We start from the raw sequence: 16,547 nt of genomic DNA on the forward strand, positions 1-16,547 counted from the left end.
CCCGCCGTGCACGAGCCACGGCGGGAAGCGCGTGCGTAACCACAATGTGCACCTGGCCCGCAAGACCGCGTATGACGAGCAGCGCATCACCGCCAACCCGGCTGCGAAGCTCATCTTCGACGCGGCCAAGCTGCAGCGGGGCATGCACGGCAAGCACGCCGCCGAACTGCTCGACGCGCACGGCTACACGGCCGAGGCCGAGCAGGTCCGCGACCGCGTCGCTCTGATGCACGGGCACCTGTCCGCCAACCTGGCCGCCATGTGGCTCATCGAGGTAGGTGAGCAGCAGTGACAGAGCCGCTGAGCCCCGAGCGCGAACAGGAGATCCGCGAATCCATCCCGACCGTGTACGGGCTGCCCTGGACCGTGCACCCCGACATGGAGGACGGCACCTGGCGGGTGATGTACGCGACCGATCACCCGCTGGCCGGGCTCGTCGCGGTCGTCCCGGACTACGGGGAGTGGCTCGCCGAGTTCATCGCCACCGCACGGGCTGCCGTCCCCGAGCTGCTCGACGAGATCGACCGGCTCCGCGACGAGCTCGCCGAAGAGAAGGCCGACCGCAACCCGCTGCTGCGCTGCCTGCTCGTCAAGGCCGCCAAGGACCGAGACCAGTACGTCGGCTGGTCCAACGTGGTGGAGGCGCCCACCGGCGTCTGGTCCCGGGAGACGGCGTTGGAGTACGGCTTCCCGCGCTCGCGCCTGGACCGCGCCGACAAGAACGGCAGCAGCGACCTGTGTTGCGGCGACGGCCACTGGGACGACAAGGGATTCATCGCCGAACAGCGCGGCTGGCTGCCCCGGGCGAGGCTCGGGGACTACGCCATCGAGTACCTGCTCGGCGACAGGCAGGCCGCGTTCAACCTGCTGGAGCCCTTCGAGGGTGAGACGGAGGTGCGTCGTGAGCACTCCTGACGAGCTGACGCCGGAGCAGCAGAACAAACTCGCCCAGCAACTCGGCGACGTGCAGCCCGCGCGCAACTCCCTGCTTCTGTCCTTCGGCAAGTCGATCCAGGACCGCCGCGAGCACGACCACGCCTCACAGCGCGAGGACTGGTACTGCCTCAACCTCGCCGCCTACATGGGGGAGAAGGCTGCCCCCGTCCTGCGCCGCCTGCTCGACGCAGAGTTGGAACTCGCCCGCCTGCGCACCCTGCTGCACGCCCCACGTTCGGCCATGCTCCGCGAGATCGCTGGGCAGCAACTGCGCATCGCAGACGGCGACTCCAGCAACGGCCGCACCGTCATCGCGACCGTCCGCCGGGTCATCGCGAAGGAGCTGACCAGCACGGCCGACAAGCCGGAGCAGCCGGCACCGCCCACAAGCCAGTCCGACTCGGGCCGCTCCCTGTCCGTGCAGCACGCCGATGCCCTCTGGGACGCCGTCGCCATCCCCGGCCCGACCACCCCGACCTTCCCGGAGCAGCACGCACGAGTGTGCGCTGCGGTCGCCGAGATCGTCTTCGAGGTCACGGCCGGGCACCCGCTGCACGAGGCCCGGGCAGGCGGATTCCAGCCCGGCCGGGGCTACGTCCTCGGCGAAGTCCTCTTCTGCTGCGACGCGATCCTCCCGCACCCCATGGACGACACCGAGCACGCCGTGGGCTGGTCACGACGGCGAGACGAGCGGGATTGGAAGCCGGACGGCTTCGCTCTGTCCAGTTACGAGCGAGACGGCTGGGAGGACATCACCGTCGACCCCCGTGACCCCAACCCGGACTGGCGCACCAAGGAAGGAAACCCCCAGTGAGCGCCCGTAACACACTCATCGGCATTCTGCGCCAGTGGGCCGAGCAGCACGACGCGGCGCCCCAGACGCCGGAATCCCTCGTGGACGCCACCGATGCCGAGCTGCTCCGCGACCGAGCCGCGAAGATCCGAGAGATCGGCGCTGCGAAGGGCTGGTCGACGTGGGCCGCCGCCTACCTGGACCCCGACGTCGAGTTCATCGACACCGGCATGCCGCCGACCGAGACCATCTTCGCGGAGCTCCGCCGCCTGGACCGGGAGGCCGTTCTCCGCGAGGCCGCGGCCGCGATCCAAGCTGTCATCGAGGCTGACAAGGCTCAGTTCCCGCGACGCAGCAACGACCGAGCCGCCCTCGGGGGAGCCAGAGAGATCGTCCTCGGCCTGATCGACGACCCCGCCGTACCAACTGCGGGCGGTGAGTGATGGCGATCGGCTACGCGCACACACTGTTCTGCGACCGGCGCGGCTGTCGCGCCAAGGTCACCGTCGCCGACACCCGGAACGCGGCGCACGCCCGCCGAGCTGCGCGCCAGGGCCACGGCTGGCGTTGCGACGAGGCTGGCGACTACTGCCCCAACGACCGTACGGCGCGCGCCACGGCGCAGCCTGCCCAGCGCCAGGGGGCGAGCCAGTGAACATGCCTGCGCCACTCACGATCGCCGCGCGCCGCGCCATGGTTGAGGAACTGATGCGCCAGGAGCCGGGCATCAGCCAGCGCTCCATCGCAGGTCGGCTCGGCGTAGGCAAGGACACGATCCGCCGCGACGTCGACGCCATCGAGGCGGCGCAGCGCCAGGCGGCGCCGGATCCGGAGCCCGCCGAGCCTGAGCCCGCGCCGGATCCGCCTCCCGGCGCGGAGGACGATGCGCCGGATGCGTCACCGGCGGAGCCGGGCGGGGCGCCGGATGCGCCGCCCGCCGAGGACCTCCTCACCGTGGCGTACGACGACCAGCTGCGCGCCGGGCTCGCCACCCTCGCCCGCGCCGGGCACCCGCCGGACTCCGCGGTCCGCTTCGCCGTCGCCTTCCTCGCGCACGGGCTGGAGCGACTGTGGGCATCCGGCGCCTACCCGCCGGGCGCGGTCCCCGACCGCCTCGCCGTCATCGCCCCCAACAGCGCGCGCCAGCAGCAACCCCAGGGAGGAACCCGACCGTGATCGCACCGACGACCGTAGAAGCGATCAAGAGCGCGCTCGCCGCAGAGCTACGCTCGCGCACCGAATGGGACGAGCAGCCCGACCTGTTCACTATCCACGAGCAGGACACGACGGGTGTGCGCCTGGTGTCTGTGCCGATCCCGAGAGAGGTGTGGACCACCATCGGTCACCCGCCCACAGCGGTCGTTGCGGTGGCCGGGCTGGCGCTTCGGTTGCCCCGGCACTCTGACGGGACACACATGCTCGTCATGCCGGGCGTTGGGCCGCTCATTGGCGCCGCCTTCCGGTACGAGGCGTACGCGCTCACCTCCGACTCGCCGCACCCCGCCGTCCAGGAAGCCGCCCGACGCCGAGACGCCGGCGGATCCGTGCCGGCCTTCAAGGACATCCCCGGCCGCATCGAGGAACGATGCATCACCGCGGTCGATCTCGATGGCGGCCGCTACATGGCCACCGCCGTGCGTCTCGATGAGTCGCAGCCCGACGCTACCGAGCCGAAGGCCGCCTACGTCGCCTTCGCCGATCCGAAGGGCGACCAGCTGACCGGCAAGGTCGTCGACGCCACCCTCCGCTTCCTCAACGCGATCAAGCCGGTTCCGACGAAAGGCCCTGCCCGGTGAGCCCACGACCCGAAGCTGTCGCCGCCGCTGCCTGGTGGGCCGACAAGCTGGCCACCCTCGCCCGGCACGACGTCGGCCGCGGTGCCGAGGAATCGACTGCCCTGGCCAACTCGGTGTCCGCCCTCGTGCAACGGCAGCGCAGCCAGGCCCAGATCGAGGCCTTCCGCGAGGCCTTGGCCGAGGAGATCGAACGGCACGTCGCGCAGTACAGCTGGCGGCCGGAAGAGCCGGACTTCGGCTCGTACATGCGTGCCGTCATGGTCGACTACGGCCCGGACGACGTGCTCGCCGACGCCGCCGAGCGCGCCGGGTTCGAGTTGAAGATGCTCGACCTGCCCATGAAAACCGTCATGTGGATCAACCCCGGCATCGTGAAGGTCGCCGAGGGGCACTCTGCGCAGCCGGTCGTCATCTGGAGGGCTGAGGCGTGAACTACCGTCCGTACCCCGACGTCGATCGCGCCCTGCACCAGGTGGAACGTGGACGGCTCCCGGAGCCCGGCTCTTCACTGCTCGCGTGGATCGATGAGGCCGTGGCACCGCTCCGGCTGGCCGACTGGCAGAGGGCATGGATCAGCGCATGGGCAGGGCTGACCCACCCGAAGCTCACAGGCCGCAGCACCATCACCGCGGCGCTCGTCGACCAGGTGGTGAAGGCCGGCGGGCACGTCCACGTCGCAGGGCGGGACGGCGTGCGCTGCGCCGGGGGAGACGAAGCTTGCTCGCTGCCGAGCAAGGAGCCGAACTGGTGTCCCGGCTGTGGCCACGCCCAGCACGCGCCCGGTGTCGAGTGCGAGGCCGGCGTCGACCACGGCCCGAATCGCTTCCACGGCTGCCTGTGCCTGGCCACCCCCGGTGCGTCGACGGCCTGCCCGCCGCAGATGGACTGCCAGGGCGGCACCCTCAGCTACGCGGACATCTGGCACCTCCGCCAGGGCCGCAGCCTGCGCGGCAAGGACGGCGAGACCATCACCCCCGATGTCCTCGCCGAGCCACCGGCGCCGTTGTCCAAGGACGTCTGCCCTGGCTTCCCCGACCGGTGTCCCAACTTGCGCAGCGTCGAGCCAGACCCGCCCCGGCACTTCGGCGGTGTGCGGTGTGGCTGTGCCGATCGCGTCGAGACGGCTGGCGAGTGAGCAAGCCGATACCCCGGCCGCAGCGCCAGATGACCGACGCGGAGTGGAACGTCGTACGCCGCACGAAGCTGCTCAACCTGCACGCCGCGCTCATCATGGGCATCGTCGACCCGGTGCCGAACCCTTCCCCGATGACCGAGGACGAGGGCGCCTGGGTACGCGAGCACGTCTGGACCGAGTGGCACCACGAGATCGAGCGGAAGTATCCGTTCGGCTTCTGGCGCTGGTCGATGTGCGAGCGCGGAACCTGCTGGAACTGCCTCAATGGCCGGTGCGACATCTGCATCCACCGGCAGCGTGGCGGCCCCCACATCGACGACAACCGCGAGTCTGTGCACAGTCACCGCGGCCGCCACACCGCCACGCTCATCGAGCGGCCCGGAGGCGAACTGTGCGTGTGGTTGTGCCGCTGCCCCTGCGCCAAGACCGGCGACGCCCCGGCCAGGCCCGAACGCGTACGGGCCGAGCCGGAACCCGCCCCGGCCGCGCAGCCGCCGCCCCGGCCCGCGCCCCCTCTCAGAAGCCAGATAGCCCTGTTCGAACCGGAGTTGATATCCGAGTGAGCGCGCCCCTCCAGGTCCGGCCCGCTACCTTTCCGCCCGTCGGCTTCAGCACGGCGCCGCCCGGCCGCGCATGGAGCGCCGCCTGCCGGCCCTGCGGCAGCAACGGCGTGCCCATGCTCATCGCCCGCTCGTCGACCCTGGACGCCGCGGGCTGGCAGGCCTGCATGACCGCAGCCCACGCCCACATCGCCAAGCACAAGGAAGGCGGACGCTTGTGACCCACCGACCCGCGCGCAGCGCCAGCAGCAAGGGCGGGCCCTCGCCGGTCGACGTACGGCTGATGGGTGATGACGCGGCCGTACGCCAGCTGGTCGCCGCACTCCGACAGGCTGCGAACTGCGGCCCGGCCTCCTACCGGCCGATGCGCGACAGCGACGGCACCCGCGCCTACCTGACGGTCGTCGTCCCGCCGGATCCTGCGGGAGGATGAGTCCATGAGCGCGTCTATGTACTGGCGCCCGGCGCCCAAGGAAGAGCCGCCAGCCAGCGACCTCCCGTACGCACTGAAGCGAGCCGTCGCGCAGCGGTTCTGGGGGCACGACGGCACGCTGCACGGCGCGGAGTACGAGCTGAGCGGGGACGACGTTCCGTACCTTGAAGGGCTCGCAGACGCAGGCGTCGACGGCGCTACGGAGCTGATCGCAGCGATCCGGCAGCACGGCCGCGTGCTCGTCTGGATCGGCGGCTGACGGCGTACGCTGACGGGGAGCCCTTGAGAGGGGCAGGCGTCCCAGGTGGCCGTACACCGCCTGCGTCATGGGTGGGCCGCGCGACCCCGTGCGCCCGGGAGGGGTAGAACCCCGGCCCACCCAACAAGCGCTGGGCAAACTCCCGAGCAAAGATGAGTTGTTGCCCGTATCGTCCTCCCATGGCGAGCACGATCTGCGGCTGGTGCGGTGACCGCGCCCACATGACCATGGTGTTGGACCCGTACGAACTACCCTCCGTCCTTTCGAGGCGGTACGCACACGGGCATGCACCCCTGTACATGGCGGCGTTTCGGTGCCCGAACGAGAACTGCCGACGGCTCTCGATCGGGTGGACGGATCTCAGGAACGTGAGAGCTTCCGAAGTGAAAGGGGCACTGGCCACTTCGGAACTCGAATGGGAGCCCACACGCATCCGACGACCGGATTTCCCGGATGTACCGGCCGAGATTGCAGCGACGGCTACCGAGGCGCACGCCTGCCTGAGCATCGGCGCTGCCCGAGGGGCGGTCGCTTTGGCTCGCTCAGTGGTGGAGGCAACCGCGAAGGCGAAGGGGATCACAGTAAACGGCATCGTCGCTAAGATCGACGAACTGCGGGACAGTGGGTTCATCAGTACGCTCACGGCAGAGGCGAGCCACCAGATTCGCCGCGATGGCAACAGCATCGCGCACGGGGACATCGGCGATGAACCGATCTCGCAGGATGACGGCGAGGCAATCCTGGAGTTCATGGATGCACTGATGGACGAGGTCTTCCAGCGCCCCGCCAAGCTCCAGCGCCTCAAGGACCGGCACGACGAACGGAAGCAGGGCAACGGGGGGTAACGGCGCACCTGCTACGGAGGCCAGGCAGGACCACCGAGAAGAGCCCCCTCGCCGTCCAGCGACGGGGCAACCTTCTCAGGCAGGCTTGTGCCGGCGCCACCGCCGGGCGGTCCACCAGGCCTTCCGGTAGATCTGCCACCGCTTGGGCAGGTACCAGAGGTCATCGCGGCACACGTCTGTGAACTCCCGCTGAGCATTGAAGACTTGGTTGGCCGCCGCGATCACCTTCGTGTGCTTGGTGGCAAGGTGCAGGTTCTGCACCTCTTCGAGCCGTTCGATGATGGCGTCGGCCGCCCGGAGCGGCTCAGGGTTCGCCACAAGCCGCAGATCAAGGTACGACTGGATCAGTTCGCTCTCTGCGTGGCGCAGCGAGGCGGTGGCCTCGCTGGCTGCCGCGTATGCAGCTGAAGGCCTGAAGGAAATGGACACATGCTTCCCTAGCCACACAGTGTGCAGGTGGTGCTCCACCCGCACGGCCACGTGAACAGTGACCGCTTCCGTCACAGCCCCCTGGAAGCGCTCATACACCTGCCGCCGCTCGTCCCGGCTTCCGAGACGGAGACCGGCCTTGGACTGGAGCCGCTTCGTCAAGACGGAGGTCAGAGCCTTCGCCGCCGACGGGCCGGCCACGCTGATCGGATCAACCACCGCGCCAGTCTGCCCGCGAGCAACCGTCTCCGTCAGCCGCACCGCGTCACAACACCGTCACGAGCCTGCACAGTTGACGCACATCACGTCACAATGCCTCCATCGTCACAACCGTTGGGGGACGCAGTGTCCGAGTACAGGGACGTACAGACGGCCGTAAGAGTCGAGAAGCTCCGCATCTGGTTCGCGTGGATCTGCGGCAACTTCATCCTGCTGATGATCGCCGTGGCCACCCAGGACATCCGCATCGTCAGCGTCATCACGCAGGTGATGCTGGCCGCCGGCTTCCTCGCCCTCACCGTCGCCCTCTTCCGCATGACCGGCGCCCTCAACCGGAAGGCCGCAGCCGCCCGCCGCGAGGTCCTCGGAGACATGTGAGGCCACTCACTGCTACGAGGGGACGTCGTGAGAACTCTGAGGTGGATTCGCCAAGAGTTCACGTTCGTGGGGCTGCTGCTCATCCCCGCGACGCTGGTGGCCGTGGCTGCGTTCGCAGGGCTCGTCATGCTGTTCACATCAGATGACGGAGAACAACGACCGGCAGACTCCGTGACCCCGACTGGGTCTACCACTCCATGGGAGTGCGCCAGGGATCCTGAGACCGGGGACGTCGCTGACTGCTGGGTGCTGCACGAGCCGTAACCCCACCGCGGCGCGGGCACACTGGGAGCGTGAGCACCACGCGCACCGGCCGTGACGGCCGGCCCCTCGTCACCACCACGCAGGCCGCCTACTCCCTCGGCCTCACGCCCAAGCAGTACCGGGACTGGGCGCGCCGCCGTCACATCACCCCGGCCGACTCCATACCCAACCCCTCACGAGGCCAGCGCCTCGCCCTGTGGGACCTCGCCGACGTAGCCGACGCCGTAACCCAGCAGGAGGCCAAGCGCCCCACCTGTCAAGGGGTCTGACCTGCGACTGCTTGACAGAGATCGGGACGCCGTTCATTCTTTGAGACGGTGGCACCGATGTCGGCAAGGTCTCAACACCCCGCCAGCCACCCACCGAGCAGCATCCCGAGCCCGGCCGCAGAGCCGGGCTCCCGCACGTCGGGGGTGCGCATGGTCCAGCCCCTCGCCTTCAACCCCCGCCAGTCCAGGGCCGAACTGCGCCGCATGCGCGTCGACGCCCAAGTCCTGACCGAAGAGACCCACTGCGCGTAGTGCGGCAACGAGGTCGATACCCGTGGAGCGCCGTGGTCGACCAGGTCCAACCCCAACCCCTCTGGCTCGGCGGTAACCCGTACGACCGCTCGAACAGCCACCTCGCACACCGAGCCCGCCGGACCACCCGGACCGCCCGGTCCGGGCAGACGGGTAGCCCATCCCCGGCCCCGGCAGGGCATGCCGGCGCCCCACCCGTGCATACCCGCCATGCATAGCCCTGCATAGTGGATCACCCATGGATAGACCAACGCATACTCATGCATTGCATATCCCTGCATCGCCATGCACTCACCGACTCCGATCAACGCGGGAATCTGGCGAAACGGACATAGTGGTGCATGGGTCAGCAGGGGAGGGGGGTCAACCCCTCGCGAGACAGCCCACGCCTCCGGCGACCCCGCTCCGCTGGCTGCCGCTCTCGCGTACGGGTCTGGCTGATCCGGCGAAGTGAACGCTAGCGGATCAGTCGCATACCTATGCAGTGCATATCCATGCATCGCTATTCACTGCGAACGTGGCTCGACGATTTTTTCCCGGGCGGTGATCATGCAGCCGCCGAAGATCTGCCCTGGCTGCCGACTGCCCGTCCGAGGCCAGTGCCCCCGCTGCGACCAGGGCGGACGCCGCCGCGTCGTCGCCGGGCCCCGGTCGCGCCAGGGGTACACGCGGCGGGAGCGGATCCGCCGCGCGGACGCTGTACGGGCCCACGTGGAACAGCACGGCTGGGTGTGCCCCGGCTGGCAGCGCGACCCCCACCCGGCGGAGAACCTGACTGCCGACCACATCGTCCCGACCGGCCTCGGCGGAGAGCAGTCCGGCGAACTGCGCGTGCTGTGCCGGTCGTGCAACTCGGCCCGCGGCTCATCAATGGCGGACAAGCGGGCGCCCGGCCTGGAAGTCGTCCTCGTCGCCGGGCCGCCGTGCGCGGGCAAGAACCGGTACATCAGCGAGCACGCCGACCATGACGATCTGGTCCTGGACCTGGACGCCCTGTCGGAGGCCATGAGCCTGGCCGGGACGTACGAGTTCATCGAGGCGCACCTGCCGATCGTCACGGAGGCCCGGGACGCCGCGCTGGAGCGGCTGCTGCTCGGTAACCACAAGGTGCGCCGCTGCTGGGTCATCTCGACGGCGCCGGAGCGCAAGCGGCGGGCGTACTACCGGCAGCGGTACGGGGCCCGGTCGGTGGTGCTGTGGTGGCCGGAGGAGACGTGCTTGCTGCGGGCCATGAATGAGCGGCCTCCGCAGTGGCAGGAGTACGTGCGCCGCTGGTTCGACCGATACGAGCCGGACCCGGCCGACGAGGTGCTGCGTAGCTGGCAGGCTGCGGAAGAGGAGCGCACGAGATGAGCGACGAGTTCGGCGTGAAGCGCATGTCCGTTCATGTGCCGGTCTCGGTGCAACAGCTGCTCGACGCCGGCGTGCCGCTGCCTCCGGGCGTGGAGCCTCCGCTGGCGACTCCACGCCCGTCGCTGTACCGGCGTTGGCGATGGGCCTACCTGGGCGCCGTGCGGCGTCTGCGCGAGCGTGTCGGGTTCTGGATCGCTGGCTACGAGCCCGACGAGGCCGACTGGTGAGCGAGCAGGTGGACGTGCGGATCGTCGAGGCGGAGCTGAGCGTCATCCGGCCTGGCGACAAGGTGCTGGTCAGGTTGCCGGGCGACATCAGGCCAATGCAGGCGCAGTACATCGCGGAGCGGCTGCGTGAGCGGATGCCGGACGTTGAGTGGCTGGTCGTCTTGGGTGTCGACGGGATCGACGTGTACCGGCCGGGTGAGGCGGGAGGTCCTGATGGCGGGGAGAGGACCAGCCCGCAAGGACCCGGAGAAGCGGCAGCGCCGTAACGCCGCGAAGGACATGGCGGTCGTCGCGGAGGCCGCTATGGATGTTCCGGAGCCGCCGTCACCTCCTGCCGGGCTGCTGAAAGCGACGCGGGACCGGTGGGCGGACTACTGGTCGTCACCGGTGGCCAAACTGGCCGACCCCGTATCCGATCTGACCGCGCTGGAGCGGCTGTTCCGCCTGTACGACGACTTGGAGCGCACCAACCGTACGGTTCGCGAGCAGGGCCACATGGTGCGCGGCTCCAAGGGGCAGATGGTGCTGCACCCGCTGCTGCGGCACACGCAGGTCACGCAGGCGGAAATCCGGCAGTTGGAAGACCGGTTCGGGCTGTCGCCGCGTGCCCGGCTGTCGCTGAATGTCACCCTCGGTGAGGCGGCCAAGAGCCTCGCCGACCTGAACAGCGAGTTCACGGGCGGGGGCGATGATGATGACGACCCCCGCTTCGACGTCATCGACGGCGAGGTCCTCGACGACAGCGAGACCGCTTAGCGCCCCTCGCTCGCTGGGCTGGCCGACGCACGGACCGATCGTCTGCCGCTGGATCGAAAAGCACTGCGTGTACGGCGAGGGCGACTACTTCGGGCAGCCCGTACGGCTGCTCCGCTTCCAGAAGCAGTTCCTGTACTGGCTGTACGAGTACAGTCCGGTCACCGGGGAGCGCCGCTTCCGTGAGGCGATGCTCGAAGTGCCCAAGGGCAACGGTAAGACGCCGTTGTCCGGGTGGGTGATGCTGTTCGAGCTGCTGGGGCCGCCGCTGTTCGGGCCGAAGGGCTCGCCGATCATCCCCGTCGGCGCTGCCTCGTTCGAGCAGGCCGACCTGCTGTTCGGCGACATGAAGCACTGCTGCCGCGAGTCGCCGACCCTGAAGCACCATGTTGACGTGTACGAGGCGGAGATTCTCGTCAGGAACGGCCCCGGCCGCGCCTACAAGATCGCCGCGGTGGCGGGCACCAACGACGGCCCCCGCCCGTCGATGTTCGCGGCCGACGAGATCCATGAGTGGACCGGCGGTAAGGAGCGCGTCCACCTGGTCATCGCGAATGGTCTGGTCAAGCGCGCCAACTCCCTCGTGCTGAACACCACCACGCCGGGCGCCGACCTCGACTCGCTGGCCGGCCGCAAGCACCTCTACGGCTACCAGGTCAACGCCGGGAAGATCGCCGACGACCGGTTCCTGTTCGTCCACTACGGCGTCAAGGACGGCCAGTTTGACCTTCTGGACCCTGACCAGCTGCGGGACGCGGTCATGGCCGCGAATCCGGCGGCCGGCGCCTTCGTGCGGGTCGACGACACGGTGCGTCGGTACTACCAGGTCCCCGAGTTCGAGTACCGCCGCTACAACCTCGGCCAGTGGACCCGGGCGGAGGAGTCCTGGCTGCCGCCCGGCGCGTGGGAGGCCTGCGCCGGCGAGGTGGAGTTCGACACCGAGGCGCCCGCGTACGCGGCCGTCGACATGGCGTACAAGCACGACTCGGTGGCCGTCGTTGTCGCCCAACTCGGCGAGGACGGCAAGGTCCGTGTGCAGGCGAGGGTGTGGACGCCGAAGAAGGGCGTCACGACGATCGACGTCGCGGCGGTGGAGAACCACCTGCGCAAGAGGCACCGGGAGTTGAACCTCGTCACGGTCGCCTACGACCCGGCGTACTTCCAGCGCAGCGCCGAAGTCCTGCTGGACGAAGGCCTGCCGATGGCGGAGTTTCCGCAGTCCGCCAGCCACATGGTGCCCGCCTGCCAGGACGCCTACCGGACCATCACCGACCGCGCCTTGGTGCACGCCGACGACCCGGTCCTCACTGACCACGTACTCGCTGCTGCGACCCGCGACACCGATCGCGGCTGGCGGCTGTCCAAGGGCAAGTCCAAGCGCCACATCGACGCCTGCATCGCCATGGTCATGGCGGTCTTCCTCGCCCTGCCGCGTATTGACAACGAGGAGGAGATCGAGCCGTGGGTCGCCTACGCCTGAAGCGTCCGCAGCTACCTAAGCGACGGACGCTCCGCCTGCCGAAGGTCAGCCGCCTCGCGCGCAGCCGGATCGGCATCTGGACCGGCGGCGGGCTGGTGTCCGCCGGGGTGGGGCTGCGGTGGGGGCTGCCGCTCGCCTTCATCGTTGCCGGGACCCTGCTCGCCGCCTACTGCCTGCTCGTCGCGGATGTCGCCGAGCCCGACACGGGTGACGGGAGGCCGTAGACGTGGTGACCCTGTGGCGGGCGGCCCGCCGCTCGATCTCGACGATCGACGACTACATCCAGGCCGTCCAGTACGCGGGTAACACCTACACCGTCCCGCAGCTGGCCGTGCAGCAGACGATGCCTGGCCAGGCCCGCGAGAAGGCGCCCGCTGACTTCACCGGCTACGCGATCCAGGCCGCCACCAATGGGGTCCTGTTCGCCTGCCTCGCCGTGCGCCAGGACGTGTTCTCCGCAGCCCGCTTCCAGTGGCAGCGCCTCAACAACGGTCGGCCCTCGGAGATGTTCGGGAACACGGACCTGCTGCCGCTGGAAGAACCGTGGGTTGGTGGCACGACGCAGGACCTGCTCGTACGGATGATCCAGGACGCTGATCTGGTCGGCAACAGCTACTGGACCGGGGTGGACGGCGACCTCGTACGGCTGCGCCCGGACTGGGTGGACATCGTCCTCGAACCCCGCCAGTTCCGGGGCGGCGTGCTCGGCTGGAGGCGGCTCGGCTACCTCTACAGCGAGCCCGGTGCTGACCCGGTGCCGCTGCTCACCGACGAGGTGTGCCACTTCGCGCCGCGCGCCGACCCCCTCGCCACCTTCCGCGGCATGTCGTGGATGACGCCGCTCATGCGCGAGATCCGCAACGACAACCTCATGTCGGCGCACAAGGAAGCCCACTTCGAGAACCGGGCCACCCCCAACGTGATCGTTGCGTTCGACCGCGAGGTCAGGCCCGACGCGCTGGCCAAGTTCCAGACCCGCCTGGACGCCGAGCACAAGGGGCCCCGCAACGCCGGCAAGACGATGTACATCGGCGGCGGCGCCGACGTCACCGTCGTCGGCTCCAGCATGAAGGAGCTCGACTTCGCGACGGTGCAGGGAGCCGGGGAGACGAGGATCGCCGCGGCGGCTGGCGTGCCTCCGGTCATCGTGGGCCTGTCCGAGGGCCTGGCGGCGGCCACCTACTCGAACTACTCGCAGGCCCGCAGGCGTTTCGCTGACGGAACGATTCACCCCTTGTGGCAGAACGCGGCGGGCTCGTTGGCCCGGTTGGTGCGTGCCCAGTCCACCTCCGGGGCGGTGCGGCTCTGGTACGACGCCCGCGACGTCCCCTTCTTGCGGGAGGACCGCAAGGACGCCGCAGAGATCAGCTTCCGGCAGGCGCAGACCATCCGCACCCTCGTCGACGCCGGGTTCACCCCCGAGTCCGTGCAGCGCGCCGTGGACGCCGAGGACTGGTCGCTGCTGTCCCACACGGGTCTCTTCAGCGTCCAGCTCCAGCCGCCCGGCACCACCCAGCCCGACGCAGGAGCGCTTCGCGCCCTGGCCATGGCCCTTGCCCCCCACCTGCACCCCCGCCAGGGCATCGACCTGCCCGCTTCCACCCCCGCCGTAGAGAGCTAGGAGACGACCCCATGGACCCGATGGACGCCATGCGGCGGCAGGCCCTGGAACGCTCCGTCCCGTTCAGTTTCCGCGCGGAGCAGGACGGCGACCAGGGCGACGGGCTGACGCTGGAGGGCTACGCGGCGGTCTGGGACCAGCCCACCCAGATCGACTCGTGGGAAGGCGAGTTCACCGAGCAGATCCGCAAGGGCGCCTTCAGGAAGTCGATCCGTGAGAAGACTCCGGTCCTCCAGTTCGACCACGGCTACCACCGGCTCATCGGCTCGATCCCCATCGGCGCAATCGAGGAACTCAGCGAGGACGACCAGGGCCTCTACGTGCGCGCCCGGCTCTCGGACAACTGGCTCATCGAGCCGGTCCGGGACGCAATCCGCGAGCGGTCCATCACGGGGATGAGCTTCCGGTTCAACGTCCTGCGAGACGAGTGGCGCGACAAGGACGGCAAGGTCCTCAGCCCCGTCGAGGTCTCCAAGTTGCTGTGGAAGCCAGGCGACCGTGGCCCCCTCCAGCGGACCCTCGTCGAGGTCCGTGTCCACGAACTCGGCCCCGTCGTCTTCCCCGCCTACGCAGGCACGTCGGTCGACGTGCGGGCCGCAGGCCTCGCCCACGAGATCGCAGCCGACCGGGAGATGACCCGCGAGCTGCGCCACAGCCTCGCCCAGAACCTGACCGTTCAGCAGGGCCTCGAAGACCCTGCCATGCGCCGCGAGGTCGCGCGCGCCCTGCTGTTCGGCGAACCAGACCACGGGGAGGAGCAGCCGCCCGCTGGCGTCCCGTCCCGTCCTAAGCCGAGCACGCCGCCCCCTGGGCACCTGCCCGCACGTACCACCGCAACACCCAGCGCGCCGGCCGAAGAAGGCCACCCGCTGATCACCTCCGACGCGCCGCTCGCCCCAGAGCACCCGTCACCGTCTGCGCGCACCACTCGCCTGAAGGACCAGATCCGCGAGATCACCGGCCTGATGGACGAGCGGCTCGCGCACATCACCACCAAGGACGAGTGATGCAGCTCAGCCACTCGCAGGCAGTCATCCGCCTGCGCGACATCAAGGAAGAACTGGAGCGCCTCGGCCAGAAGGACGAGCTCACGGCGGAGGACGAGCAGTCCTTCGACGAACTCACCAGGGAGTTCGCCGAGGTCGACCAGCACCGCCGCCAGCTGGAGCGCAAGGCCTCGCTGGAGCGGGTGCGTTCCGCGACATCGACCATCGACCGCGGCCCGGCCGCAGTGAAGGTGGAGGGCGGCACACCGCTCAACTCCCGCGACTCCTACGACCTGGACCCGATCCTCCACCCCGACAGCGTGGAGAACCACCGGTTCCGCAACCCCTGGGACCTCTCCGAGATCCGCACCTTCGGCCGGTCCAAGGAGGACATCGGCACCGAGCTCCGCTCGCGCGCCCTCTCCGCAATCGAGAAGATGCGGGGCTGCAACGACCGCATCCGCTCCACCGCAACCGACATCCTGGAGCGCTGGGACGACGAAGAGGCCACGATCGCCAAGCTGTGCCTGGCGACGTCCTCGCCGGAGTACCTGCGCGCCTGGTCGAAGATGGCCCGCGGCCACTCCCACCTGATCACGGGGGACGAGCAGCGCGCCCTGGAGCGGGCCATGTCCCTCACGGACACCCAGGGTGGCTACCTGGTCCCGTTCCAGCTGGACCCGACGATCATCCTCACGAGCGACGGGTCCAAGTCGGACATCCGCATGGCCGCCCGCAAGGTCGTCGCGACCGGCGACGTCTGGAACGGCGTCAGCGCCGGTGCCGTGTCGTGGCGGTGGGCGGCGGAAGGCTCGGAGGCCGGAGACAACGCGCCGACGTTCGACCAGCCGTCGGTGCCTGTCCACAAGGCGGACGGGTTCGTGCCGATCAGCATCGAGGCCTTGATGGACGAGGCCAACGTCACCACCGAAGTCGGCCGACTCCTGGCGGAGGGCAAGGACATCCTGGAGGCCGAGGCCTTCGCCGTCGGCACCGGTTCCGGCCAGCCGACCGGCCTCGTCACCGCCCTCGCCGGCACGTCCAGCGAGGTGGCTCCGACCACGGCCGAGACCTTCGCCGCGGCGGACATCTACAAGATGGAGGAGAGCCTGCCGGCTCGGTACCGGCGCAACGGCTCGTGGATGGCGAACAAGGCCATCTACAACCTCGTGCGCCAGTTCGACACCTCCGGCGGCGCCGACCTGTGGGAGCGCATCGGTAACGGGCAGCCCAACGAGCTGCTCGGCTACCCGGCGCGCGAGTCCGAGGACATGGACGGCGCGTTCAGCGCGGCCGCGACCGCGGACAACTACATCCTCGCCTTCGGTGACCTCACGAACTACGTGATCGCCGACAGGCTGGGGATGACGATCGAGTTCATCCCGCACCTCGTCGGCTCGAACCGGCGGCCGACCGGTCAGCGCGGCTGGTACGCGTACTACCGCGTCGGCGCCGACAGCGTGAACAACGCTGGCATGCGGCTGCTGAACGTCGAGACCGCCGCCTGATTCAACGATGTGACACGGGCCCCGGCCGTTGCTGGGGCCCGTGCTCCGGAA

Annotated in this window: 24 protein-coding genes; 23 read left to right on the plus strand and 1 reads right to left on the minus strand. The window is 69.4% G+C overall.

The window, feature by feature from the left end; translation table 11 throughout:
- Positions 1-31: 31 nt before the first annotated feature.
- The 12 genes from ACZ4UU_RS16405 (at position 32) to ACZ4UU_RS16460 (ending at position 6,757) form a co-directional block, all read left to right on the plus strand.
- The gene (locus tag ACZ4UU_RS16405) at positions 32-292 is read left to right on the plus strand and encodes a hypothetical protein (protein ID WP_468040407.1); all 261 of its coding nucleotides are present in this window, start codon (positions 32-34) and stop codon (positions 290-292) included.
- Entirely contained in the window at positions 289-915 is a 627-nt protein-coding gene (locus ACZ4UU_RS16410) for a hypothetical protein (RefSeq protein ID WP_468040408.1), read from the plus strand. Before ACZ4UU_RS16405 ends, ACZ4UU_RS16410 begins: the two co-directional genes overlap by 4 nt.
- Positions 902-1,750 (plus strand): hypothetical protein, encoded by an 849-nt coding sequence (locus ACZ4UU_RS16415; RefSeq protein WP_468040409.1) that lies wholly within the window; start codon positions 902-904, stop codon positions 1,748-1,750. Before ACZ4UU_RS16410 ends, ACZ4UU_RS16415 begins: the two co-directional genes overlap by 14 nt.
- The gene (locus ACZ4UU_RS16420) at positions 1,747-2,172 is read left to right on the plus strand and encodes a hypothetical protein (protein ID WP_468040411.1); all 426 of its coding nucleotides are present in this window, start codon (positions 1,747-1,749) and stop codon (positions 2,170-2,172) included. Before ACZ4UU_RS16415 ends, ACZ4UU_RS16420 begins: the two co-directional genes overlap by 4 nt.
- Before the next feature lie 214 nt (positions 2,173-2,386).
- Positions 2,387-2,905, plus strand: a complete 519-nt coding sequence (locus ACZ4UU_RS16425) for a helix-turn-helix domain-containing protein (protein ID WP_468040412.1) — start codon at positions 2,387-2,389, stop codon at positions 2,903-2,905.
- The gene (locus ACZ4UU_RS16430; protein WP_468040413.1) at positions 2,902-3,525 is read left to right on the plus strand and encodes a hypothetical protein; all 624 of its coding nucleotides are present in this window, start codon (positions 2,902-2,904) and stop codon (positions 3,523-3,525) included. Before ACZ4UU_RS16425 ends, ACZ4UU_RS16430 begins: the two co-directional genes overlap by 4 nt.
- Complete coding sequence (locus ACZ4UU_RS16435) at positions 3,522-3,956, plus strand: hypothetical protein (protein ID WP_468040414.1); 435 nt, start codon at positions 3,522-3,524, stop codon at positions 3,954-3,956. The genes ACZ4UU_RS16430 and ACZ4UU_RS16435 overlap by 4 nt, the downstream gene beginning before the upstream one ends.
- Complete coding sequence (locus ACZ4UU_RS16440; protein ID WP_468040416.1) at positions 3,953-4,660, plus strand: hypothetical protein; 708 nt, start codon at positions 3,953-3,955, stop codon at positions 4,658-4,660. The genes ACZ4UU_RS16435 and ACZ4UU_RS16440 overlap by 4 nt, the downstream gene beginning before the upstream one ends.
- Positions 4,657-5,223: a DUF6248 family natural product biosynthesis protein gene (locus ACZ4UU_RS16445; protein WP_468040417.1), complete on the plus strand. Its 567-nt coding sequence runs from the start codon at positions 4,657-4,659 to the stop codon at positions 5,221-5,223. The genes ACZ4UU_RS16440 and ACZ4UU_RS16445 overlap by 4 nt, the downstream gene beginning before the upstream one ends.
- A gap of 214 nt (positions 5,224-5,437) precedes the next feature.
- Positions 5,438-5,653 (plus strand): hypothetical protein, encoded by a 216-nt coding sequence (locus ACZ4UU_RS16450; protein ID WP_468040418.1) that lies wholly within the window; start codon positions 5,438-5,440, stop codon positions 5,651-5,653.
- Positions 5,654-5,657: 4 nt separating this feature from the next.
- A complete protein-coding gene (locus tag ACZ4UU_RS16455) occupies positions 5,658-5,912 on the plus strand; it encodes a hypothetical protein (protein ID WP_468040420.1) in 255 nt (84 codons plus the stop codon).
- 179 nt (positions 5,913-6,091) lie between these two features.
- Positions 6,092-6,757 carry a DUF4145 domain-containing protein gene (locus tag ACZ4UU_RS16460; RefSeq protein ID WP_468040422.1) on the plus strand — a complete coding sequence of 222 codons (666 nt, stop codon included), beginning with the start codon at positions 6,092-6,094 and terminating at the stop codon, positions 6,755-6,757.
- A gap of 75 nt (positions 6,758-6,832) precedes the next feature.
- Here ACZ4UU_RS16460 and ACZ4UU_RS16465 read toward each other — a convergent pair whose 3' ends face one another.
- Complete coding sequence (locus ACZ4UU_RS16465; RefSeq protein ID WP_468040423.1) at positions 6,833-7,405, minus strand: hypothetical protein; 573 nt, start codon at positions 7,403-7,405, stop codon at positions 6,833-6,835.
- A 126-nt stretch (positions 7,406-7,531) separates the two neighbouring features.
- On the opposite strand from ACZ4UU_RS16465, the gene ACZ4UU_RS16470 reads away from it, so the two are divergent.
- From ACZ4UU_RS16470 to ACZ4UU_RS16520, 11 genes are all read left to right on the plus strand, one after another.
- Positions 7,532-7,783: a hypothetical protein gene (locus tag ACZ4UU_RS16470; RefSeq protein ID WP_468040425.1), complete on the plus strand. Its 252-nt coding sequence runs from the start codon at positions 7,532-7,534 to the stop codon at positions 7,781-7,783.
- 293 nt (positions 7,784-8,076) lie between these two features.
- Positions 8,077-8,316 carry a hypothetical protein gene (locus tag ACZ4UU_RS16475; protein WP_468040427.1) on the plus strand — a complete coding sequence of 80 codons (240 nt, stop codon included), beginning with the start codon at positions 8,077-8,079 and terminating at the stop codon, positions 8,314-8,316.
- Between the two features lie 801 nt (positions 8,317-9,117).
- Complete coding sequence (locus tag ACZ4UU_RS16480; protein ID WP_468040428.1) at positions 9,118-9,921, plus strand: HNH endonuclease; 804 nt, start codon at positions 9,118-9,120, stop codon at positions 9,919-9,921.
- Positions 9,918-10,148: a hypothetical protein gene (locus ACZ4UU_RS16485; protein ID WP_468040430.1), complete on the plus strand. Its 231-nt coding sequence runs from the start codon at positions 9,918-9,920 to the stop codon at positions 10,146-10,148. The genes ACZ4UU_RS16480 and ACZ4UU_RS16485 overlap by 4 nt, the downstream gene beginning before the upstream one ends.
- The gene (locus ACZ4UU_RS16490) at positions 10,145-10,414 is read left to right on the plus strand and encodes a hypothetical protein (protein ID WP_468040432.1); all 270 of its coding nucleotides are present in this window, start codon (positions 10,145-10,147) and stop codon (positions 10,412-10,414) included. The genes ACZ4UU_RS16485 and ACZ4UU_RS16490 overlap by 4 nt, the downstream gene beginning before the upstream one ends.
- The gene (locus tag ACZ4UU_RS16495) at positions 10,362-10,904 is read left to right on the plus strand and encodes a phage terminase small subunit (RefSeq protein ID WP_468040434.1); all 543 of its coding nucleotides are present in this window, start codon (positions 10,362-10,364) and stop codon (positions 10,902-10,904) included. The genes ACZ4UU_RS16490 and ACZ4UU_RS16495 overlap by 53 nt, the downstream gene beginning before the upstream one ends.
- A 67-nt stretch (positions 10,905-10,971) precedes the next feature.
- On the plus strand, positions 10,972-12,381 hold the full coding sequence (locus ACZ4UU_RS16500) for a terminase large subunit domain-containing protein (RefSeq protein WP_468040435.1): 1,410 nt from the start codon (positions 10,972-10,974) through the stop codon (positions 12,379-12,381).
- Complete coding sequence (locus ACZ4UU_RS16505) at positions 12,363-12,605, plus strand: hypothetical protein (protein ID WP_468040437.1); 243 nt, start codon at positions 12,363-12,365, stop codon at positions 12,603-12,605. Before ACZ4UU_RS16500 ends, ACZ4UU_RS16505 begins: the two co-directional genes overlap by 19 nt.
- A 2-nt stretch (positions 12,606-12,607) precedes the next feature.
- Positions 12,608-14,002: a phage portal protein gene (locus tag ACZ4UU_RS16510; RefSeq protein WP_468040439.1), complete on the plus strand. Its 1,395-nt coding sequence runs from the start codon at positions 12,608-12,610 to the stop codon at positions 14,000-14,002.
- Between the two features lie 11 nt (positions 14,003-14,013).
- Complete coding sequence (locus ACZ4UU_RS16515; RefSeq protein WP_468040440.1) at positions 14,014-15,009, plus strand: HK97 family phage prohead protease; 996 nt, start codon at positions 14,014-14,016, stop codon at positions 15,007-15,009.
- Positions 15,009-16,496, plus strand: coding sequence for a phage major capsid protein (locus ACZ4UU_RS16520; protein WP_468040442.1), 1,488 nt, complete (start codon positions 15,009-15,011; stop codon positions 16,494-16,496). The genes ACZ4UU_RS16515 and ACZ4UU_RS16520 overlap by 1 nt, the downstream gene beginning before the upstream one ends.
- The last annotated feature ends 51 nt before the right edge of the window (positions 16,497-16,547 follow it).

The organism is Streptomyces sp. NPDC028907 (genome assembly GCF_055564995.1).